Origin of the sequence: Nocardioides flavus (ex Wang et al. 2016) (genome assembly GCF_014653115.1) — a bacterium.
Taxonomy (GTDB): domain Bacteria; phylum Actinomycetota; class Actinomycetes; order Propionibacteriales; family Nocardioidaceae; genus Nocardioides; species Nocardioides flavus.
Genome location: NZ_BNAD01000010.1, coordinates 1 through 19,815 on the forward strand (window position 1 = coordinate 1; position 19,815 = coordinate 19,815).

The window sequence follows — 19,815 nt, forward strand, 5'->3', positions numbered from 1 at the left end:
ACCACCTCGACGCCGCCCGCGACGACATCCTCGCCTTCACCGGCTTCCCGAAGGACGTGTGGACCCAGATCTGGTCCAACAACCCCGCCGAACGCCTCAACCGCGAGATCCGGCGCCGCACCGACTCCGTCGGGATCTTCCCCACCCGCGACGCGATCGTCCGCCTCGTCGGCGCGGTCCTGGCCGAGCAGACCGACGAATGGGCCGAAGGCCGCCGCTACCTCGGACTCGAAGTCCTCGCCCGCTGCCGAGTCAACATCGTCCCCACCACCGAACCCGAGATCGGAGCTGAAGACCTACCAGCACTCACCGCCTGAAACACCGCGAAGGAACACGCAGCGCTACACCACCACTCGGGACTTGACCAGCGTCGGGAGAGTCCACGACAGCGATTGCACGAGACTTCACAACACGCGGCATCAAGACTGTCAGCGGTAGGGACTGGACCAGTGGTGTACTGGGAGAGACGCTGACCAAGCATGTGTACTACGGCAAGGTGACCTTTAAGGGAGAGGTCATAGCAGATTCCATCTACCCGGCTCTGGTGGATGAAGACACATGGCTAGCAGCACAAGCCAACCTTGCCAACGACTCAGCAGGTACCAACACGCGCCGGTATCTGTTGAGCGGCATCCTCAAATGTCGCTACTGCCTGTCCCCCATGAAGGGCAACCCCTCAAACCAGATGTACCGCTGTAGCACTACCTACGGGGGTTGTGGTCGCCTCTCAGTACGCATCGCACAGGCAGACCGCTGGATTGTGTGGGCCGCGCTGGACTGGGCTAGGTCATCTAGGACCACTCTCCCAGCCCCTAAGCGGGACTACAAGGCTGAGGAAGCGTCACTGAGGGCTGAGCGTGCCAAGTGGCAAGAGGGCTACCGAGCGGGTCTGTACACGCTTGCCGAGGCTCAGGGACCCATCAGGGAATTGGATGCGAAGATTAAGGCCGTTGCGAAAGAAGCAGTCAAGAGCAAGCCTCGTATGAACGCAGTGACCAAACGGCTACTGGACTACCAAAAGATGAACCTTGCACAGAAGCGAGCGTTCATCTCAGAACAGATTACAGACGTAGTTGTAGGTCCGGCACTCTCTAGAGGTAACCAACCCTTCAACCCTGCGAGGTTTGAGGTTCACTACACAGACGGTTCCATCGTGACTCTCAGTAGGGACCTTGACCCGGAAGACATGTAGTCAAAACGACATGCCGACAATGCAATAAGATTGCCTGACTGTTGACTAGTCTTTTTATAGGCATATGAACGAGAATAGATTAACGTGCCCGTAACGTCACATACGATATACTGGAACAGAACGAGAGAGACGCCTGAGAAAAGTCTCTAGATGCGAACTTATCGCACCGTTCGCCCATGAGTGGACTTCTTCCACTTCTTTGCCATTCATGGGCTTAGCCTGTACAATAGAAGATGAGAGAATGACGCAATAATACATAGTTTGGATTGCTTTCTCAGTCTGACTCTCACGGGTTGCCGGTAGGTATTAAGGTCCTCCTAGATTTGAGTAACTACCGGCAACCTAAGAATTTCCTGAGACTATTCAAAAGAGTTGTTCTCGTGATACAATGGTAGTAGCAGAACACACCGCACAACTACCATTCGGGAGTTCATCACAGTTTTCCTTTGTAAAGTCAGGGACCAGTTCCCTAGGAGACAGCCCACGCGAATGGTAGCGCGTGGGCTGTTTCTGACTTTAACGAAGGATTACTACCATTATGAACAAGTTTGAACTGATTAACACGACGCTGATGAGCAATCTAGCAGCGGAGAACAAGACCCTACTGATTGAACTCATCATGCGCTCTGACGATGAGGGACTGTCGTGGCCGTCTGTCGAGCGTCTTTGCAAGGCACGCGGTATCAAGCATGAGAAGAACTTCAAGGGTGCTGACGTGTACCTAGAGGGTCTGGTTACAAAGGTTAGGAAGGGACGCAGGAACTCCTACGTTCTCAACGTACCGGCCATTCAGGCGCTAGACCCGCTAGTAGTGCGCATCAAACACACCGACACCCATGCCGCAGAAGGGGCGAAGGCCCCTGCTGTAGCAGACGACACCCCTGCTGTGGAAGGGGCCAATAGTTCAAAGAAAAATACAGAAGATAGTTCAGAAGATAGTTCACAGTTGGCTACGCCAACGGAAGACGCTTCGCGTCCCCCGTCCCTACCTTCCTCCAACTACGACAGTCCTAGCCTGCTAAGTGTTGGCACTATTACAGACAGGGACACCCCTGCTGTAGAAGGGGTATCGAGTTGGGAAGAGGGCGGTAGAGACTGGTGGTACGCGGAAGAAAACAATGAAATGGAGAAAGCAAGATGAGTATTGAAGTAAGAGCAGAGGGTCTAGCAGACCTTCTAGACGAAACAAACAGGCACCTAGAGCAGGTAGCCCGCGCCGGTAGGGCAACAAACATCATCCTCTTGGCTAACGCCATGGGCGTAGACCCGACAGAGCCGCTAGCACGCGCCAAGGTGGAACGCCACTTGGCAACACTGGTGAGCACCAATGACTGAGACATTGGGAGAATTGGTGAGCACGCAGACGCTCGGCGCGTGCGCTAGGGAGTTCCTAGGCTTCTCATGTCTGGCAGGTAGTGGGTACGCCTGTACGTGCGAGGACGTGAAGACAGCAGCCGTGCACGTTGAGGACAGCAAGGCAGGGCCGGTACTGGTCCTGCACCTAGAACTACAGCAGGGCATCTTGAACACCAAGCCTTTGGTCAGGGCAGTACACCTAACTGGCTACCGGGCTGAGTGGACACAGATTGGCAACGGGGGTCTCGACCATGGTGTGACACTGCGAGTGTCCTACCAACTAGACAGGCCAGAGAACAAGGCTTTGAAAGCACACGTAGAAGAACAAGGCTTCTAGAGCATCGCGTTATGGAAGAGACTCCGGACTACCCGGAGTCTTTTTCATGCCGTCAGACAGGCGCACAGAGGGTTCTCATGCATGCGTAGGCATCCCGTCCCGGCTCGCTTTGACAACGTTGCCCGTCTGCGCCAACATCGGGATATGCCGATGACACAGGTTGTGCCCGATGAGGACCGCGCCGGAGGACTCGCGGTTGCCGCATGCCTCTTCCGTGGGTTCGGAGACCCCTCGCGGCTCGGCATCCTTCGGCACCTCGCGCTTGGAGAGCATCGCGTCGTAGACCTGACCGCGCATCTTGGCCTTGCCCAGTCCACCGTCTCCGAGCATCTGGCGTGCCTGCGGGACTGCGGCTTGGTTCAGGTCCGGGCGGTCGGACGGTCCTCCGTGTACTCGCTGGCGCACCCAGACACGACGGCGATGCTGCTCGCCGCTGCTGAGCAGTTGCTACGCGACACAGGCGAGGCCGTGGCCCTTTGCGACAACTTCGGCACACACACCCAGACCAACGATGAGGAGACCAACCGATGACAAGCACCCCCGAGCTGACTTCCCAAGAGGAAGAGCGGCTGACACGCAGGGGCCTGCGGCTTGCCCAGTTCACGGTTGCCTACAACGTCGTAGAGGGTGCTATCGCCATCACCGTCGGACTCATGGCCGGTCTAGTGTCTCTGGTGGGCTTCGGACTCGACTCAGGCATCGAGTCTGCGGCATCGGTGCTCGTCGGCATCCGCCTTGCAGCCAGACTGCGACACGGGGAGGCGGACGAGGACAAGGAGCGCCGCACCTTGAAGGCCGTAGCCGTCACCTTCTACGTCCTGGCGGCCTACGTCGTCTTCGAAGGCGTGCGCAGCCTCCTGAACGACGAGACGCCCGAGACCTCCACGGTAGGCATCGTGCTGCTCGTGGCGTCCGTGGTCGTCATGCCCGTGCTGGCTGCGGCCAAGCGACGTGTGGGCGTAGCGCTCGGCAACGACCCGCTCATCTTGGCCGACGCCGCTGAGACCCGCATCTGTGTGCTGCTGAGCATCTCAACGCTCATCGGTCTGGGCCTGTTCGCGCTGACCGGCGCGGCATGGCTCGACCCGGTAGCAGGGTTCGTCATCGCTGGCTTCGCAATCATGGAGGGCCGCGAGGCGTGGGAAGGCGAACTTGTCGAGGACGAGGACGATGACGACTGACCTACAGAGCCCTACAAGGGGTCTGTGAGTCCTTCGCGAAAGAACACCGGGAGCAACTAGCCCGGTGTTTTTTCGTGTCTGAGACAGCGCAAGAGCATGTAGAAGTCCCCGTGATTCTGCGAGGGGGTTTCGTAAGACTACTTTGCAAGCGTCTTGCACGGAGCACTGGCAGCACTCAACCAGTAGTTGAGACTAGGACTACAACGGGTGCCAAACTGGAGTAGACAAAAACAAGACACCTAGAACACAGAGTGATACTGTCTACCTAGAGTCCAGATTAGAGAAGATGGACACAAGTGCAGAAGGGTGTAACCCCAACATGACAGGTCAGGTAGTTGGATACGTCAGAGTCAGTTCGGCTGACCAGAACCCACAGAGGCAGATTGAGACGCTGGCAGGGTGTGACCGGCTCTTCACAGACAAGGCGAGCGGTAAGAACACAGAGCGTCCCGCACTGACAGAGTTGCTGGGCTACGTCCGTGAGGGAGACACCGTGCGCGTTGCCTCTCTCGACCGTCTGGCACGCAACATGCGCGACATGCTGGAACTGGTGGAGACGCTGACCGGCAAGGGTGTCACGGTCGAGTTCGTGAAGGAAGGTCTCACGTTCAAGGGCGAGGGCGAGGGCGACAGCATGAGTCGTCTCCTGTTGGGCATCTTCGCAAGTGTTGCCGAATTTGAGAGGGCCACCATCCGCGAGAGACAGCGTGAGGGCATCGAGATTGCCAAGGCTCAGGGCAAGTATCGCGGGAGAGCACGAGCACTCAATCCCGAACAAGTCGAACAAGCCAAGACACTGGTCGCCACTGGAGTCGCCAAAGCCAAGGTTGCCCGTGACCTAGGCGTGTCCCGACAGACCCTCTACAACGCACTGGCAGCCGCGTAGGCGAGTGTGCTCACTATCGGTCGGGCAGTAGCCCGCCGGTAGTGGTGGTTATCCACCACACACAAATTTATGCATTTTGGAGATTGGGATGCCTCTAACGCTGTAGGTTGACAGGACACGTAGGGTGTACCCAAGCAACCAGAGCAAGGAGACGCTGTGAAACTAGAGTTTTCTCCCCAGAAGCCCAGAGCCACGCGCTCGCCAAACGGGGAGCACAAGTACATGAAGACTGATGTAGTGGCCCAGTTCAAGGACAACCCCGGACAGTGGGCGACCGTGGCAAAGAACGTGTCCTCTGCGCAGTCGGTAGCGCAGTGGGTGGACCGACAGAATGGGCGAGACAAGGACGGCAACAAGAACGACGGCCCGTGGGAGTACACCGCGATTGCATCCGGCGAGACCGCCACGGACAAGGACGGCAAGAAGGTCAAGAACGGCAAGGGCGAAGAGGTGAAGGGCTACAACGTCTCTGTGTGTTACAACCCCGAGGGCATCAAGTGGACGTAGGACGCTGACGCCACCACGCACAAGACCCCGGACGGCCAATGTCCGGGGTCTTGCTGTGTCCAGAGTAGGCCGGATTTTCCGGCCCCTCCCGCTGGGACAGCATCCGTGCAGGTCAGGACGGGTGTTGGAGTTTCCGGCCCCTACTCCCCCCAGTGCCTTAGGTCAGAAGTCGAGGTCATCGTCTGATAGATGCCCTCCGTTGGCGACGATGAACTCCTTGCGCGGCGCGACGTCGGAGCCCATCAGCAGGTCGAAGACCTTGCTCGCCTCGTCGACGTCGTCGATGGTGAGCTTGCGCAGCGTGCGGTGGCGGGGGTCCATGGTCGTCTCGGCCAGCTGGTCGGCGTCCATCTCGCCGAGGCCCTTGTAGCGCTGGACCGGGTCCTTCCAACGCACGTTCTTCCGCTTCAGCTCGGCGAGCTTGCGCTGCAGCTCGTCGTCGGAATAGGTGTAGATGTACTTGTCCATCCCCTTCTTGGGGTTGGACAGCTCGATGCGGTGCAGCGGCGGGACGGCCGAGAAGAGCCGCCCGTCGCGCACCAGCTCGGGCATGTACTTGAAGAACAGCGTCGCGAGCAGGCACCGGATGTGGGCACCGTCGGAGTCGGCGTCGGCCATCAGGATGATCCGGCCGTAGCGCGCCGCCTCGAGGTCGAACGTACGGCCCGAGCCGGCGCCGACGACCTGGATGATCGAGGCGCACTCGGCGTTCTTGAGCATGTCGCCGACGGTGGCCTTCTGGACGTTGAGGATCTTGCCGCGGATCGGCAGCAGCGCCTGGAACTCGCTGCTGCGCGCCGCCTTCGCCGTGCCCATCGCGGAGTCGCCCTCGACGATGAAGAGCTCGGTGCGCTCGGTGTCGGTGCTGCGGCAGTCGAACAGCTTGGCCGGTAGGGCGGAGGACTCGAGCGCGTTCTTGCGGCGCTGGTTCTCCTTGTGCTGCCGGGCGGCCAGGCGGGTCTTCGACGCGCCCGCGACCTTCTCCATCAGCAGCTTGGCCTGCGCCTTCTCGGCGCGCTTGGTGGAGGTCAGGAACGACTTGAGCTCGCCTGCCACCACCTTGCGCACGACGCCTCGCGCGGCGGGGGTGCCGAGTATCTCCTTGGTCTGGCCCTCGAACTGGGGCTCGGCCAGGCGTACGGTCACCACCGCCGTGAGGCCCTCGAGCACGTCGTCCTTGATCACGTCGGTGTCGGCGGCCTTGAGCACCTTCGCGGCGCGCATCGCGTCGTTGAACGTCTTGGTCAGCGCGGTCTCGAAGCCGCTGACGTGGGTGCCGCCCTTGGGGGTGGCGATCACGTTGACGAAGGAACGGACCTCGGTGTCGTAGGCGGTGTCCCAGCGCACGGCGACGTCGACCGAGAGCTCGCGCTCGACCTCCTGCGGCGTCATGTGCCCCTTGTCGTCGAGCAGCGGCACGGTCTCGGTGAAGGTGTCGGTGCCCTGCAGGCGCAGGATGTCGGTGACCGGCTCGCCGTGGGAGAGGAACTCGACGAACTCGGCGATGCCGCCGTCGTGGCGGAACTTCTCCTCCACCATCTCGCCCGTGCGCCGGTCGCGGATGACGAGCTCGAGGCCCGGCACGATGTACGACGTCTGCCGCGCACGGCCGACGAGGCCGTCCATCTCGAAGCGGGCGTCCTTGGTGAAGATCTGGCGGTCCGGCCAGAACCGGATGCGGGTGCCGGTCTTGCCCTTCGCGACCCGCTTGCCCTTGCGGGTCAGGCCGGACTGCGGGGTGAACGCGGCGTCGGGGCCGTCGCCGTCGAAGACGCCCGGCACGCCGCGCTGGAACGACAGGCCCTGCTGGCTGGGCGAGCGGTCGACGTCGATGTCCATCCGCGACGACAGCGCGTTGACCACCGACAGGCCGACGCCGTGCAGGCCGCCGGTCGCGACGTACGAGCCGCCGCCGAACTTGCCGCCGGCGTGGAGCTTGGTCGCGACGACCTCGACGCCGGGGAGCCCGGTCTTGGGCTCCTTGTCGGTCGGGATGCCGCGCCCGTCGTCGTAGACCTCGACGGAGCCGTCGCCGTGCAGGGTGACCTCGACGAGGTGGGCCACACCGGCCAGGGCCTCGTCGACGCCGTTGTCGATGATCTCCCACAGGCAGTGCATGAGCCCGCGGGTGTCGGTCGAGCCGATGTACATGCCCGGGCGCTTGCGGACGGCGTCGAGTCCCTCGAGGACCAGGAGGTGCGCTGCGTTGTAGGTGTTGTCTGACGGTGCTGCCACGAGGAGAGAACCTACCTGCGACACGCCGGGCGGCGACGGAGGCACGCCTGCCCCCGGACGCGCATGAGCAGGTCTAGCGCGGGGCACCTCACAGGTATCGCTTCTGCAACGGTCCGTCCACGCATGAGGACAACGCCAGCGGGGAAGGGTGCGACGTGATTCACTGAACGAGTTCTCGATCTACACCCGCCGGCGGGGAATCTTTGCCCCACTGGCTACGTTGGGCCAGACACCGATGAACAGAAATGAGGCTGACGTGACCACTGCCACCGCACCCACCCAGGCCGTCCTCACGGCTGGTGACCGCTGCGACCGCTGCGGCGCCCAGGCCTACCTCCGTGTGGAGCTCCAGACCGGCGGCGAGCTGCTCTTCTGCGCCCACCACGCCCGCGAGCACGGAGAGAAGCTCCGCGAGGTCGCTGCGAAGGTCCACGACGAGACCCACAAGCTCGAGGCCCCCGCTGCGGGGAGCGAGGCCTGACACTCCCCCGCCCACCCGACTTCCAGAACGGCCCCGGACTCAGGTCTCCGGGGCCGTTCTGCGTCTGCGAGGCTGTGCCGCGTGAGCCTCACCGAGATCCTCGTCGCCCTCGCGATCGCCGTCGGCATCGTCGGCATCGTCCTGCCCGTCCTGCCCGGCACCGTGCTCGTCCTGGGCGCGGTCCTCGTCTGGGCGCTGCAGGTGGGCACGTCGACCGCTTGGATCGTGTTCGCGGTCGCCACCGTCCTGCTCGCCGCCGGGACGGTGGTGAAGTACCTCGTGCCCGGCCGTCAGCTCAAGGCCTCCGGTGTCCCCAACCGCACGCTCCTCGTCGGCGCGCTCCTGGGCTTCATCGGGTTCTTCGTCGTCCCGGTGATCGGGCTGTTCATCGGCTTCGTCCTCGGGATCTACGTCGCCGAACGTGCCCGTGTCGGCGCGGCCCTGGCCTGGCCTTCGACCAAGGGAGCGCTCAGGGCCGTCGGGGTCTCGATCCTCATCGAGCTCGTCGCGGCGTGCCTGGCCGCGGCGGCGTGGGTCGTCGGCGTCGTGGTGACCTGACCGGCGCCATGCGTACGAGCGACCGCAGGCTCAGGCGCGCAGCCCCGAGGCGATCGGCAGGGTCCAGCGCTTGCGGCGCGGCACCCAGTCGCGCACCGGGTGCGAGCCGTCGACCGGGTCGACCATCTTGACCGAGAGCCGTACGGATCCCGCCCCGTCGAAGCAACCGCGACTGAGCCGCGCGCGGAACACGTCCCGCCCCCACCTGGGCCGGGCGGTGTAGTCGCACCTGACCTGCTCGTCACTGCCGCGCCAACCGTCCGCCGCGGTCAGGACGTAGTCGGTGCCGTCGCCGAGCCCGCTGCTGAGCACGTACTCGGGGCCCTTGGCGTCACGGTCGGTGTCGACGAACACCGACACACCCGCGGCGCTGGACCGCATGAGCTCGTTGAAGCGCACCTTGACCAGCAGGGCGTCGCTGCCGTGGTCGGCCTCGAGGCCGTACACGTCGGTCAGCGACGCCCGGGCGTCGGCAGGGTCGTCGATGGCGTAGAGCTCCGCGTGCGCCGGCGCGGCTACCAGCACGCCGAGCGCGAGCGCAGGGACGACGGCCGCTGAGATCCGAGTTCTCATGGGGTCGAGTCTGTCATCGCGCCCCCCCGCCGCGTCCACCCACGTCGGGGGGTGGACGGCTCAGTCGAGGTAGTCGCGCAGGACCTGCGAACGGCTCGGGTGCCGCAGCTTCGACATCGTCTTGGACTCGATCTGACGGATCCGCTCGCGGGTCACGCCGTAGACCTTGCCGATCTCGTCGAGCGTCTTGGGCTGGCCGTCGGTGAGGCCGAAGCGCATGGAGACCACACCCGCCTCCCGCTCGGACAAGGTGTCGAGCACCGCGTGCAGCTGCTCCTGCAGCAGGGTGAACGAGACCGCATCGGCCGGGACGATCGCCTCGGAGTCCTCGATCAGGTCACCGAACTCCGAGTCGCCGTCCTCGCCCAGGGGCGTGTGCAGCGAGATCGGCTCGCGGCCGTACTTCTGGACCTCGATGACCTTCTCGGGGGTCATGTCGAGCTCCTTGGCGAGCTCCTCCGGCGTGGGCTCGCGGCCCAGGTCCTGGAGCATCTGCCGCTGGACGCGGGCGAGCTTGTTGATGACCTCGACCATGTGCACCGGGATGCGGATGGTGCGGGCCTGGTCGGCCATGGCGCGGGTGATTGCTTGGCGGATCCACCACGTGGCGTAGGTCGAGAACTTGTAGCCCTTGGTGTAGTCGAACTTCTCGACCGCACGGATCAGGCCGAGGTTGCCCTCCTGGATGAGGTCGAGGAAGAGCATGCCGCGGCCGGTGTAGCGCTTGGCCAGCGACACGACGAGCCGCAGGTTGGCCTCGAGCAGGTGGTTCTTCGCCCGCCGACCGTCCTCGGCGATCCACTCGTACTCCTCGAGCATCTTGGGGCTGATGCGACCGCCCTTGGCGAGCTTCTCCTCGGAGAACAGGCCGGCCTCGATCCGCTTGGCGAGCTCGACCTCCATCTCGGCGTTGAGCAGCGGGACCTTGCCGATCTGCTTGAGGTAGTCCTTGACCGGGTCGGCGGTCGCGCCGGCGACCATGACCTGCTGCTCGGGCTCGTCGGTCTCGTCGGCCGCGGAGACGGTGAAGGCCTGCTTCTCGTCCTCCTTGATCGTCGGGTCGGCGGCGACGTCCTTCTCGAACTCGGCGTCCGGGATGTCGGGCAGGACCTTCTTGCCGTCCGCACCGATCACCGGCGCCTCGACGGCACCGAGGTCGACGACCTCGTCGGCGGGAGCAGGGGACGTCGCGGCCTTCTTGGCCGCCGTCTTCTTCGCCGGGGCGGCGGCCTTGGTGGCCGTCTTCTTCGCGGCTGCCTTCTTGGCCGGGGCCTCGGTCGCAGCGGCCTTCTTGGCCGGTGCCTTCTTGGCGGCCGACGAGGTCGCGGCGCGCTTGCTGGTGGCGGCGACCGCACGCAGGCTGGTGGCGTCGATCTGGACCGAGATGCCGAGGCCGCTGAGGTGCACGAGGAGCGCTTTCAGGTGGCGGGGCTCGACACCGGCCTCGTCACTGGCGCGCCGTACGTCTTCGGGGGACACGGTGCCCGAGGGCGTGGCCTCGGCGACCAGTGCGGTGATGGAGGGGTGCGTGAGCACCTCTGCGGGGAGCAACTTGCGTGCGTGTGAGGACACGAACACCTCTCGTCCAGCAACTTCGGGGCGCGGCGAGACCCGGTGACGTCAAGAGCCGCGTCGTCATTCTGCCACGGCCCCCCTGAGGATCCCGCACCGCCCGCCCGCCCGGCGCGTACGGCCGCGCACGGGCGTTCAGCCGGCGGACCGGGGCGCGGGCTTCGTGGGCGTGTTGGCCGTCTTTGCCTTCTTGGCCTTCTTGAAGTCGCGCACCTTCTGCAGCGAGTCGGCGTCCACGACGTCGGCGACGGAGCGGTGCCCCTCCAGCGCGTAGTCCCCCACCACGGCCTCCCAGCCGGTGGGCCGGACACCGGCCTGCTTGGCCAGCAGGGCGACGAAGATCTGCGCCTTCTGCTTGCCGAAGCCGGGCAGTGCCATGACCCGCTTGAGCAGGTCCTTGCCGTCGGCCGCCTCGGTCCAGATCCGCGAGGCGTCACCGCCGTAGGTCTCCTCGACGATGCGGGCCAGCTCCTGGAGCCGGGCAGCCATCGAGCCCGGGAACCGGTGGATGGCCGGCGGGGTCGCGGCCATCGCGGCGAACTGCTCGGGGTCGGCGGCGGCGATGGCGTCGGGATCGAACGTGCCGAAACGGTCGAGCACCTTGGCGGGCCCGCGAAAGGCGTGCTCCATCGGGTACTGCTGGTCGAGCATCATCCCGACGAGGAGCGCGAACGGCGAGTCGTCGAGGACCTTGTCGGCGGCGGGATCGCCGGTGATCTTGAAACCCATGGGGCCATCCTGCCCGACTCGTGGCGCGGGGCAGGACCTCGTGGGCTACTGGGCCTTGACCGCGAGGACCGGGCAGGGGGCGTCGAGCAGCACCCGCTGGGCGTTGCTGCCGAGGATGAGCTTGCCGACGGGCGAGCGGCGGCGCAGACCGATCACGAGCAGCTCGGCGCTGTTGGCCTCGGCGATGCTGATCAGGTCCTCGGCCGGCTCGAAGCCGCGCACGAGCTGGCGGATGTCGTGCTCGACACCGGCCTCGTCGAGCCTCGCCTGGATCGCGGCGAGCTCGTCCTCCGCGGCCCTGGCCGCCGTGCCGTCGTACTCCTGGCCTCCCCGGTGGGAGTTCACCACGACCAGCTTGCTGCCGCGCAGCTTGGCCTCGCTGATGCCAGCGGCGAGAGCGGCCTCGCCCTCCGGCTTGGGGACGTAACCGACGACGACAGTGCCCATGGTGTCTCCTCTCGGGGCCGCGGCGGCTCGCCGCTGGCCTGCTGGCACCGTAACGGAAAATCTTCGGCCGTGGGCGCCTGTGGAGGAGCGCGTCGCCCGTGCGGGTGTGTACGGCACGCTGGACCCGTGGCTCCCCAGCTCGCCGGCCCGTACGCCATCCGCCCACCCATCGACCGCTACACCCACACCATGCTGCGCGCCGCGACCCTCGAGCTGGTGGAGCGCGAGCGCCGGCGCCGGTTCGCGCCCGTCGTGCACGCCGGCGTGCCTGGCCGGTGCGTCGCCCACCCGGACGACGGCACCGCGTCGGATCCCGGGCTGCGCGCCGACGTCGTGCTGGCCATGCTGCGCCGGTCGGCCTCGCTCACCGCTCGTCCCCTGCTGTGGCTCACCCGCCCCGGCGAGCTCAGCCCCCACGACGACGACCTGCGGTGGCTCGGTCCGACCTCCTGGGCCGCCCAGGCGCTCGGCATGCACGTCGGGCTCGTCGTGGTGACCCGACGAGGATGGTTCGACCCCGTCAGCGACGTACGACGCGAGTGGCGCCGCCTGCGCCCGCGGTGACTCGCGGGTCGACTCCGGTCAGTCCCAGGCGTGCACGGGCTCGTTGCTGTGCATCCGGTCGCGGTAGTCGAGCAGGGTCGCGCGCAGGGCGTCGAAGCGGTCCTCTCCCCCGCGCTGGCGCACCCGCTCGACGAACCAGCCCGCACCGCTCGCCTCGGCCTGGCACCGCTGCTCGATGATCCCGAGGTAGCGGTCGCTCTGCTCGCTCGGCACACCCCACGACTCAAGGCCGGCGCGCGCCATCGGCAGCAGCCGGCGCAGCACGAGCTCGGTGGCACGCACCTGTCCGATGCCGGGCCAGTAGACCTGCGCGTCCACACCGGTCTGGGCGGCGACGTGGAAGTTCTCCTCCGCTGCGGAGAAGGACATCTGCGACCACAGCGGCCGTTCGCTATCGACGAGGTGGCGGATCAGGCCGAACCACAGAGCCGCGTTGGCGATCGTGTCGGCGATGGTGGGGCCGGCAGCCAGGAGCCGGTTCTCCACCCGCAGGTGCGGCCTGCCCTGGGAGATGTCGTAGACGGGGCGGTTCCAGCGGTAGATGGTGCCGTTGTGCAGCTTGAGCTCGTGCAGGGCCGGGGTGCCTCCCGACTCGAGGACCTCAAGGGGGTCCTCCTGGTCCGTCACGGGCAGCAGCGCCGGGAAGTAGCGGACGTTCTCCTCGAACAGGTCGAACACCGAGGTGATCCACCGCTCGCCGAACCACACGCGCGGACGCACGCCCTGCGCCTTGAGCTCCTCGCTGCGGGTGTCGGTCGCCTGCTCGAAGAGCGGGATGCGGGTCTCGCGCCAGAGCTCCTTGCCGAGGAGGTAGGGCGAGTTGGCCGAGACGGCGAGCTGGACGCCGGCGATCGCCTGCGCGGCGTTCCAGTAGGAGGCGAACTGGTCGGGCGAGGTCTGGACGTGGAACTGCGTGCTGGTGCACGCGGCCTCTGGGACGATCGAGTCGGCCGTCGTGGTGAGCCGCTCCTTGCCGGAGATGCTGATCGTGATGTCCTCCCCGCGCGCGTTGAGGATCTGCTCGGACAGCAGGCTGTAGCGCGGGTTGGAGCTCAGCGAGTCGCGCGTCATGTGCCCCTCGGCGAGCGTGGGCAGGATGCCGATCATCACCTGGTGCGCCCCGACCCGCGACCCCTTCTCGTCGGCGTCGTTGAGCGAGCGCCGCAGGCTCTCCTCGAAGGTCCCGAGGCCGCCCTCGCGCAGCTTGGCGGGCGGCAGGTTGATCTCGATGTTGAACTGGCCGAGCTCGGTCTGGAAGTCGGGGTCGGCGATCGCCTCGAGCACCTCGGCGTTCTTCAGCGCCGGGTCCCCCGCGTCGTCGATGAGGTTGAGCTCCATCTCCAGACCGGTCATCGGGTCGTCGGTGTCGAATGCTGCCTCGCGCAGCATCCGGGCGAACACGTCGAGGTTGCGCCGCACCTTCTCCCGGTGCCGCGTCCGGTCGGCCCGACTGAACTCCTGCTGCGCGACCTCTTCTCCCATGTCCGCACCCTAGCCACGCGCGCGTGCCTCGGGAACCGCCCGCCGGGCTGGTCTCAGGCGGCCGGGTCACCGCTGGCGGCCAGCCGGGGCCGGAGCAGGGTCCACTCGTCGGGCGAGGTCGCCGACTCGAGCAGCTGGGCGACGAGGGTCCCGAGGGACTGCTCCGGCTCGGCGTCGCGGCACCGGTCGACCGCGCACCACGCCAGCGCACCGTCGCCGAGGAGCCAGGCCGCGAAGGCGAGGACCGCTGCCGGTGCGGCCACGTGGGTGGCGGGCAGGCGCCTCACCGCATCGGTCCACAGGTCGACCGCGCGACGAGCCTCGTCCCGGGAGAGCCACGCCCACGCCTCGTCGCGTCGCGCGCCCGAGGGCACCGTCAGCGCGACCGCGGCCAGCTCGCCGCAGGAGAACCGGGTGCCGTGGTCGACGTGATCGCGCACCAGGCGCCCCAGCGCGCCGGCGGCGAGCGCGCTCGCACCCTCGAGGGCGGCCTCGGTCGCCCGTACCCCCGCGACGTCGGGGTCCAGCGTGGCGCGCAGCGCCTCGCGGCTGGTGTGCGTGACGCGACCGTCGAAGACGCCCTGCGCCGTGAACGGGTGCTCCGAGCGGGTGAACGCAACGCCGCGGTAGGCGGCCAGGGGCGCACCGGGGAGCACGGCGTACCAGTGGTCGTCGTGCACCCGGAGCACCTCGTGGACCAAGATGCCGGCCGCCGTGAGCTCCTCGTGGAGGGCCCACGCGGCCTCGTCGGCCACCGTGGTGTCGTCGTCGTAGATGACGACCACCACATCGCGCACGCCGTTGCGGCGTGCCGGGCGCAGCAGTGCCTCGACCACGTCGTCGACGTCGTCGGGGTCGTGGGGCAGGTCGACCCGGGCGCTCATCCCGCCGGGCGAGCCGACGCCGATGACGACCACGGAGCGTTCGGGGACGAACCCGAGGGCGAGCGGCACGAAGGCCGCGATGTCGTCGGGTGTGCGTGCCCGCAGGGTGGTGACGCCGCGGCGCGGGCGGTCGTGGGCGGATGAGGTCGTGGCGTGGTCATCGGGTTCCATGTCGACGACGCTTCCCGCCGCCACCGACGGGCCATGCCGGTCAGGCCACGGACCTGTGGACAAGTCCGTACGGCGGCTGGCTGTGGACGGTTCGTGGCCCACGATCGACGCGCGCAGGCCCGTCGCACCGGCCGTCACGCATGCGTGGGCGAGAATGGAACGGTGAGGCAGCCTTACGGATCCCGGGTCCCCGGCTGATGCGCGACACCGCCTCGATCCTCCACCTCGACCTCGACGCCTTCTTCGCCGCGGTCGAGCAGCGCGACAAGCCGTCCCTGCGGGGCAAGCCAGTGATCGTCGGCGGCACCGGGGGTCGCGGCGTGGTGGCGACGGCGTCGTACGAAGCGCGCAGGTACGGCGTCGGGTCGGCGATGTCGGGGCGCGAGGCGCGGGCCCGCTGCCCCCACGCAGCGTTCCTCAGCGGTCGGTTCCACGCCTACCGGGAGACGAGCAGGCAGGTGATGCAGGTCCTGCGCGACCTCTCCCCCCTCGTCGAGCCCCTCTCCCTCGACGAGGCCTTCGTCGACCTCGCTGCAGCAGACCTCCCCGACCTCGAGGTCGCGACGGTCACCGAGGTCGGCGAGCGCCTCCGCGCGCGGGTGCAGGAGGTGACCGGCGGGCTCACCGCGACGGTCGGCATCGCCTCGTCGAAGTTCCTCGCCAAGGTCGCCAGCGAGCTCGACAAGCCGGACGGCATGACGGTGGTCCCTCCCGGCACCGAGCTCGACCTGCTCCGACCGATGACGGTCCACGTGATCCCGGGGGTCGGCCCGGCCACCGCCGAACGGCTCCGCCGCGCGGGCATCCACACCATCGCCGAGCTGGAGCTCGTCACCGAGGACGAGCTCGTACGCCTCCTCGGGCAGGCGCAGGGACACGGCCTGTGGCAGCTGGCGCGGGCGCAGGACTCGCGTCCGGTCGTGGCGGAGCGCGAGGCGAAGTCGGTGAGCGTGGAGGGCACCTACGACTCCGACCTCACCGACCGTCGGCTGATGGAGGGCCTGCTCACGCGCCAGGCCCGCGAGGTCGGGACCCGGCTGCGCAAGAGCGGCCTCTCCGGTCGCACGGTGACCATCAAGGTGCGGCTGCACGACTTCACCACCCTTAGCCGCTCCAGCACCCTGTCCAGCCCCACCGACGACGGCGGCACCATCGGTCGCATCGCCCGCTCCCTGCTCGCCGACCTCGACACCACCGGCGGCGTACGCCTCCTCGGGGTGGGCGTCTCCGGCCTCGCCGACTGGGTCCAGGAGGACCTCTTCGGCGAGACCACGGACGAGGAGGAGGCCGAGGTCGTGCTGCCCGAGCCTCCTCGGCGCGCCTGGCCCCCGGGAGCCGACGTCGTCCACGACGACCTGGGCCCCGGCTGGGTCTGGGGCTCGGGGGCCGGCGTCGTGACCGTCCGGTTCGAGACCGCGGACACCCCGCCCGGACCGGTCCGCAGTTTCCGCGCCGACGACCCCGCCCTGCGGCGCCCCGAGCCGCCCGCCGAGGACTGAGCCTCCCGCGGGGTATGTCCCCGCACCGACCGGGGAACCCCTGAGAAGTCCCTGAGAGTTGGCCGTTCGTGCAACTCCCGGGGGAACTGGCTCGTCAAGGCAGGTGAAGGCACCAATCCGATCGGGAATCCCGCAGCGGACACAGGCGTTGGAACAGATGTGCGACACGGGGTGGTCGCACGAGAGCAGGAGGACGAGATGAGCACTGCACAGCGCAAGAGCACGACCAGCACCACTCGTGAGATCGAGGGCCGCGACAGCGTGGGCCTCTACCTCGACGAGATCGCTCGCACCCCGCTCCTCGACGCCGAGACCGAGGTCGAGCTGTCCAAGACCATCGAGGCGGGCCTGCTGGCCCAGCACCTGCTCGACACCGGCCGCGTCGGCCGACGCAAGGGCGGCGCGCCGATGAGCGCCAACGAGGCCGAGCTCGAGTGGCTCGCCGAGCAGGGCCGGCTCGCCGTCGACCGTTTCATCGAGGCCAACCTGCGCCTCGTGGTGTCGATCGCCCGCAAGTACGGTCGCTCGCAGATGCCCATGCTCGACCTGATCCAGGAGGGCAACACCGGCCTGATCCGCGCGGTCGAGAAGTTCGACTACACCAAGGGCTACAAGTTCTCCACCTACGCCACGTGGTGGGTGCGCCAGGCGATCACCCGCGGCATCGCGCAGCAGGCTCGCGTCGTACGCCTCCCCGTGCACGTCGTCGAGGAGCTCAACCAGGTGGGCAGCGCGCGTCGCACGCTCGAGCGCCAGCTCGGCCGCGACCCGGAGCCCGAGGAGATCGCCACCGAGCTCGGCATGGAGCTCGACCGCGTCCTCGACCTGATGAGCTGGGGCCGCGACCACGTCTCGCTCGACACGCCTGTCGACGAGGACGGCGACACGTCCCTCGGTGACCTGATGGCCCAGGAGACGGCCCCCGGCCCGGACCTCAACTACCTCGACGCCGAGGCCCGCCAGCGCCTCGACGACCTGGTGGCCATCCTCGACGAGCGCTCGGCGGACATCGTCCGGGCCCGCTACGGCCTGGCCGACGGTCGCCAGCACAAGCTCGCCGACATCGGTGCCCGTCACGGCATCTCGGCCGAGCGGGTGCGCCAGCTGGAGCGCGAGGCCCTGCAGAAGCTCCGCCGTGCCGGGGACCCCGACCTCGCGGCCTGACCTTCTAGTACGCCGCGGACTCCAGGTCCGCGCTCGCGGCCCGTGCCCGGTCGACCACGTCGGCAGGCACGGGCCGCTGTGCTGCGATCCGCTCCTGCCACATCTGCAGCGCCACGACGCGCGCGGCGGCCTCCTCCACCCGGGCCCGGGAGACGAGCCCGGCGTCGAGGGCGTCGACGACGATCTGGTGCGTCGTCGCGTTGTCCACCGGCATCAGGAGCAGGTCCGCGCCGGCCTGGAGCGCCTGCAGCGCCGGGGTCGGCCGGCCCCCGACCGCGCCCATGCCGAGCGAGTCGGTGATGGCGACGCCCTCGAACCCGAGCTCGTCGCGCAGCAGGTCGTAGACCTCGGGCGCCATGCTCGCCGGGACCCCCGGCGCGATGTCGGTCAGGTCGAGGTGGCTCATCATCACCGCCGGCGCCTGCTGGCGGACGGCTGCCTCGAAGGGCGGCAGGTCGTGGGCCGAGAGCTCCTCGAGCGTCGCGTCGAGCTCCGGCAGCGTGTCGTGGCTGTCGGACGTCGCCCCGCCGTGCCCGGGGAAGTGCTTGACCGTCGAGACGATGCCGGCGTCGTCGTAGCCCTTGATGGCGGCACCGACTGCCTGCGAGGCCAGCCGGGGGTCCATCGACGGCGAGCGCAGGCCGATCGTGGGGTCGGCGGCACCGATGGTGACGTCCGCGACGGGCGCGAACACCCAGGTGAACCCCAGGCCGCGCAGCTCGAGTCCCGTCGTCAGCGCGGCGGCACGGGTGACCCGGCGACCCAGCCCAGGATCGGCCGCGATGGCCAGCCCCGCCGAGGCGAAGTGGGGGAACTCGGTGGCGATGCCACGCAGGTGCGAGACGTAGCCGCCCTCCTGGTCCACCCCGATCACCGGCGGGAACTCGCGACCGTCGTCGGCCGCGGCACGAGAGATGGCCGCGGTCATGTCGAGCACCTGCTGCTGGTCGAGGACGTTGGCGCCGGTGACCGACACGCCGGCCAGGTGCAGCTCGCGCACCATGCGCGCGGGCTCCTCGGGGTCGGTGCCGTGGAACCGGCCGACGATCACACCGCCGGCGAGCTGCTCGGGCGTCCAGGTGGCGACGAGCTCCTGGGCCTCGGCGAGCTCTCCGACGGTCGGGCCCCACGACGTCGGGGTGTCCGGGTCCTCGGGCTGCTCCGCGTCGGCGGACGCAGAACCGGCCTCGTCGGTGGCGGGCGCGGACGACGAGGGCGCGGGGGCGGCCGGCGCGGCGTCGTCGGGGGTGGACCCGAGGCCCGCGCACCCGCTGACCAGCAGGACGCCCGTCGCGATCACGGCCAGTCGGGGTCGGATCGGGAGCACGCGTGGAGGTTACCGGGCCGACCCTCGTGATCCGGAAACGTCAGGCCAGCGCGACCAGGTCGGCGTAGACCTCCTCGACGCGTCGACGCAGGTCCTCGAGCGAGCCCGTGTTGTCGATCACGTGCGTGGCGATCGCCAGCCGGTCCTCGCGCGAGGCCTGCGCGGCGATCCGCGACTGCGCCTCCTCCGTGCTCGACCCCCGGTCCCCGACCATCCGTGCCACCTGCACCTCGGTGGGGACGTCGACGACGACCACCGCGTCGAACTGCCCGGCACGACCCACCTCGGCCAGGAGGGGGATGTCGTGCACCACGACCGAGCCCGGTGCCGCGGCCGCCTCGAGCTCGGCGCTGCGCCGGTGCACCAGCGGGTGGATGATCGCCTCGAGACGCTTGCGGGCCGAGGCGTCGGCGAAGACCAGTGCCCCGACGGCCGGGCGGTCCAGGTCGCCCTCAGGAGTCAGCACCCCGCGCCCCAGCTCGGCGACGACGGCGTCGAGCCCGGGCGTGCCGCGCGCGACGACCTCACGGGCGAGCAGGTCGGCGTCGATGACCACCGCACCGAGCTCGGCGAGGATGGCCGACACGGTGCTCTTGCCCGAGGCGATGCCCCCGGTCAGTCCGACGCGTACGGTCACCGGTCCTGCTCCACGACAGCGGCGCGCGGCGTA

General features: G+C 67.7%; 21 protein-coding genes and 1 pseudogene. 13 read left to right on the forward strand and 9 right to left on the reverse strand.

All coding sequences use genetic code 11. The features are described 5' to 3' along the window. The 8 genes and pseudogenes from IE200_RS14950 to IE200_RS14980 form a co-directional block, all read left to right on the forward strand. Nucleotides 1-317, forward strand: a 317-nt coding sequence (locus IE200_RS14950; RefSeq protein ID WP_191280289.1) for a transposase, incomplete at its 5' end; no start/stop codon positions are given. Between the two features lie 65 nt (nt 318-382). Then, nucleotides 383-574: pseudogene (locus tag IE200_RS21040) on the forward strand (recombinase family protein); the annotation flags it as partial. 48 nt (nt 575-622) lie between these two features. Further along, nucleotides 623-1,192, forward strand: a complete 570-nt coding sequence (locus IE200_RS14955) for a zinc ribbon domain-containing protein (RefSeq protein ID WP_268245554.1) — start codon at nt 623-625, stop codon at nt 1,190-1,192. 538 nt (nt 1,193-1,730) lie between these two features. Continuing rightward, complete coding sequence (locus IE200_RS14960) at nt 1,731-2,333, forward strand: helix-turn-helix domain-containing protein (protein ID WP_191280291.1); 603 nt, start codon at nt 1,731-1,733, stop codon at nt 2,331-2,333. Nucleotides 2,334-3,035: 702 nt separating this feature from the next. Further along, a complete protein-coding gene (locus IE200_RS14965; protein WP_191280292.1) occupies nt 3,036-3,416 on the forward strand; it encodes an ArsR/SmtB family transcription factor in 381 nt (126 codons plus the stop codon). Continuing rightward, complete coding sequence (locus IE200_RS14970) at nt 3,413-4,066, forward strand: cation diffusion facilitator family transporter (protein ID WP_191280293.1); 654 nt, start codon at nt 3,413-3,415, stop codon at nt 4,064-4,066. Before IE200_RS14965 ends, IE200_RS14970 begins: the two co-directional genes overlap by 4 nt. Nucleotides 4,067-4,352: 286 nt before the next feature. Beyond that, the gene (locus IE200_RS14975) at nt 4,353-4,952 is read left to right on the forward strand and encodes a recombinase family protein (protein WP_456237866.1); all 600 of its coding nucleotides are present in this window, start codon (nt 4,353-4,355) and stop codon (nt 4,950-4,952) included. Nucleotides 4,953-5,174: 222 nt separating this feature from the next. After that, nucleotides 5,175-5,459 (forward strand): hypothetical protein, encoded by a 285-nt coding sequence (locus tag IE200_RS14980; protein WP_229856599.1) that lies wholly within the window; start codon nt 5,175-5,177, stop codon nt 5,457-5,459. A 162-nt stretch (nt 5,460-5,621) separates the two neighbouring features. Here IE200_RS14980 and IE200_RS14985 read toward each other — a convergent pair whose 3' ends face one another. Next, nucleotides 5,622-7,694, reverse strand: a complete 2,073-nt coding sequence (locus IE200_RS14985; RefSeq protein ID WP_229856600.1) for a DNA gyrase/topoisomerase IV subunit B — start codon at nt 7,692-7,694, stop codon at nt 5,622-5,624. A 235-nt stretch (nt 7,695-7,929) separates the two neighbouring features. On the opposite strand from IE200_RS14985, the gene IE200_RS14990 reads away from it, so the two are divergent. Next, on the forward strand, nt 7,930-8,175 hold the full coding sequence (locus tag IE200_RS14990) for a DUF7455 domain-containing protein (RefSeq protein WP_191280296.1): 246 nt from the start codon (nt 7,930-7,932) through the stop codon (nt 8,173-8,175). Between the two features lie 81 nt (nt 8,176-8,256). Further along, entirely contained in the window at nt 8,257-8,733 is a 477-nt protein-coding gene (locus tag IE200_RS14995) for a DUF456 domain-containing protein (protein WP_191280297.1), read from the forward strand. A gap of 30 nt (nt 8,734-8,763) precedes the next feature. Here the strand turns inward: IE200_RS14995 and IE200_RS15000 are convergent, their stop codons facing one another. From IE200_RS15000 to IE200_RS15015, 4 genes are all read right to left on the reverse strand, one after another. Next, entirely contained in the window at nt 8,764-9,306 is a 543-nt protein-coding gene (locus IE200_RS15000; RefSeq protein WP_191280298.1) for a hypothetical protein, read from the reverse strand. 60 nt (nt 9,307-9,366) lie between these two features. Continuing rightward, nucleotides 9,367-10,842, reverse strand: a complete 1,476-nt coding sequence (locus tag IE200_RS15005) for an RNA polymerase sigma factor (RefSeq protein ID WP_407941012.1) — start codon at nt 10,840-10,842, stop codon at nt 9,367-9,369. Nucleotides 10,843-11,013: 171 nt separating this feature from the next. Then, the gene (locus IE200_RS15010; protein WP_191280299.1) at nt 11,014-11,607 is read right to left on the reverse strand and encodes an HhH-GPD-type base excision DNA repair protein; all 594 of its coding nucleotides are present in this window, start codon (nt 11,605-11,607) and stop codon (nt 11,014-11,016) included. Nucleotides 11,608-11,652: 45 nt separating this feature from the next. Beyond that, the gene (locus IE200_RS15015) at nt 11,653-12,054 is read right to left on the reverse strand and encodes a universal stress protein (protein WP_191280300.1); all 402 of its coding nucleotides are present in this window, start codon (nt 12,052-12,054) and stop codon (nt 11,653-11,655) included. A 126-nt stretch (nt 12,055-12,180) separates the two neighbouring features. Here IE200_RS15015 and IE200_RS15020 point away from each other — a divergent pair, with 126 nt between their 5' ends. Continuing rightward, a complete protein-coding gene (locus IE200_RS15020) occupies nt 12,181-12,618 on the forward strand; it encodes a hypothetical protein (protein ID WP_229856603.1) in 438 nt (145 codons plus the stop codon). A gap of 18 nt (nt 12,619-12,636) precedes the next feature. Here the strand turns inward: IE200_RS15020 and IE200_RS15025 are convergent, their stop codons facing one another. Together IE200_RS15025 and IE200_RS15030 are read right to left on the reverse strand one after the other, a co-directional pair. Continuing rightward, the gene (locus IE200_RS15025; protein ID WP_191280301.1) at nt 12,637-14,100 is read right to left on the reverse strand and encodes a glutamate--cysteine ligase family protein; all 1,464 of its coding nucleotides are present in this window, start codon (nt 14,098-14,100) and stop codon (nt 12,637-12,639) included. A gap of 53 nt (nt 14,101-14,153) precedes the next feature. Then, the gene (locus IE200_RS15030) at nt 14,154-15,155 is read right to left on the reverse strand and encodes a DUF4192 domain-containing protein (RefSeq protein ID WP_191280302.1); all 1,002 of its coding nucleotides are present in this window, start codon (nt 15,153-15,155) and stop codon (nt 14,154-14,156) included. 197 nt (nt 15,156-15,352) lie between these two features. Here IE200_RS15030 and IE200_RS15035 point away from each other — a divergent pair, with 197 nt between their 5' ends. Further along, on the forward strand, nt 15,353-16,654 hold the full coding sequence (locus tag IE200_RS15035; protein ID WP_191280303.1) for a DNA polymerase IV: 1,302 nt from the start codon (nt 15,353-15,355) through the stop codon (nt 16,652-16,654). A 198-nt stretch (nt 16,655-16,852) separates the two neighbouring features. After that, a complete protein-coding gene (locus tag IE200_RS15040; protein WP_191280304.1) occupies nt 16,853-17,818 on the forward strand; it encodes a sigma-70 family RNA polymerase sigma factor in 966 nt (321 codons plus the stop codon). A 4-nt stretch (nt 17,819-17,822) separates the two neighbouring features. On the opposite strand, the gene IE200_RS15045 is transcribed toward IE200_RS15040, so the two are convergent. Together IE200_RS15045 and coaE are read right to left on the reverse strand one after the other, a co-directional pair. After that, entirely contained in the window at nt 17,823-19,145 is a 1,323-nt protein-coding gene (locus IE200_RS15045; RefSeq protein WP_191280305.1) for a glycoside hydrolase family 3 protein, read from the reverse strand. Between the two features lie 40 nt (nt 19,146-19,185). Beyond that, entirely contained in the window at nt 19,186-19,782 is a 597-nt protein-coding gene (gene coaE / locus IE200_RS15050) for a dephospho-CoA kinase (RefSeq protein WP_191280306.1), read from the reverse strand. Nucleotides 19,783-19,815: the final 33 nt, after the last annotated feature.

Excerpts from the sequence above, each read along its gene's own strand:
- IE200_RS14960 (WP_191280291.1), top strand. The coding sequence starts at position 1,731 with ATGAACAAGTTTGAACTGATTAACACGACGCTGATGAGCAATCTAGCA.
- IE200_RS14965 (WP_191280292.1), top strand. The coding sequence starts at position 3,036 with ATGACACAGGTTGTGCCCGATGAGGACCGCGCCGGAGGACTCGCGGTT.
- IE200_RS14970 (WP_191280293.1), top strand. The coding sequence starts at position 3,413 with ATGACAAGCACCCCCGAGCTGACTTCCCAAGAGGAAGAGCGGCTGACA.
- IE200_RS14975 (WP_456237866.1), top strand. The coding sequence starts at position 4,353 with ATGGACACAAGTGCAGAAGGGTGTAACCCCAACATGACAGGTCAGGTA.
- IE200_RS14980 (WP_229856599.1), top strand. The coding sequence starts at position 5,175 with ATGAAGACTGATGTAGTGGCCCAGTTCAAGGACAACCCCGGACAGTGG.
- IE200_RS14990 (WP_191280296.1), top strand. The coding sequence starts at position 7,930 with ATGAACAGAAATGAGGCTGACGTGACCACTGCCACCGCACCCACCCAG.
- IE200_RS15000 (WP_191280298.1), bottom strand. The coding sequence starts at position 9,306 with ATGAGAACTCGGATCTCAGCGGCCGTCGTCCCTGCGCTCGCGCTCGGC.
- IE200_RS15010 (WP_191280299.1), bottom strand. The coding sequence starts at position 11,607 with ATGGGTTTCAAGATCACCGGCGATCCCGCCGCCGACAAGGTCCTCGAC.
- IE200_RS15015 (WP_191280300.1), bottom strand. The coding sequence starts at position 12,054 with ATGGGCACTGTCGTCGTCGGTTACGTCCCCAAGCCGGAGGGCGAGGCC.
- IE200_RS15025 (WP_191280301.1), bottom strand. The coding sequence starts at position 14,100 with ATGGGAGAAGAGGTCGCGCAGCAGGAGTTCAGTCGGGCCGACCGGACG.
- IE200_RS15030 (WP_191280302.1), bottom strand. The coding sequence starts at position 15,155 with ATGGAACCCGATGACCACGCCACGACCTCATCCGCCCACGACCGCCCG.
- IE200_RS15035 (WP_191280303.1), top strand. The coding sequence starts at position 15,353 with ATGCGCGACACCGCCTCGATCCTCCACCTCGACCTCGACGCCTTCTTC.
- IE200_RS15040 (WP_191280304.1), top strand. The coding sequence starts at position 16,853 with ATGAGCACTGCACAGCGCAAGAGCACGACCAGCACCACTCGTGAGATC.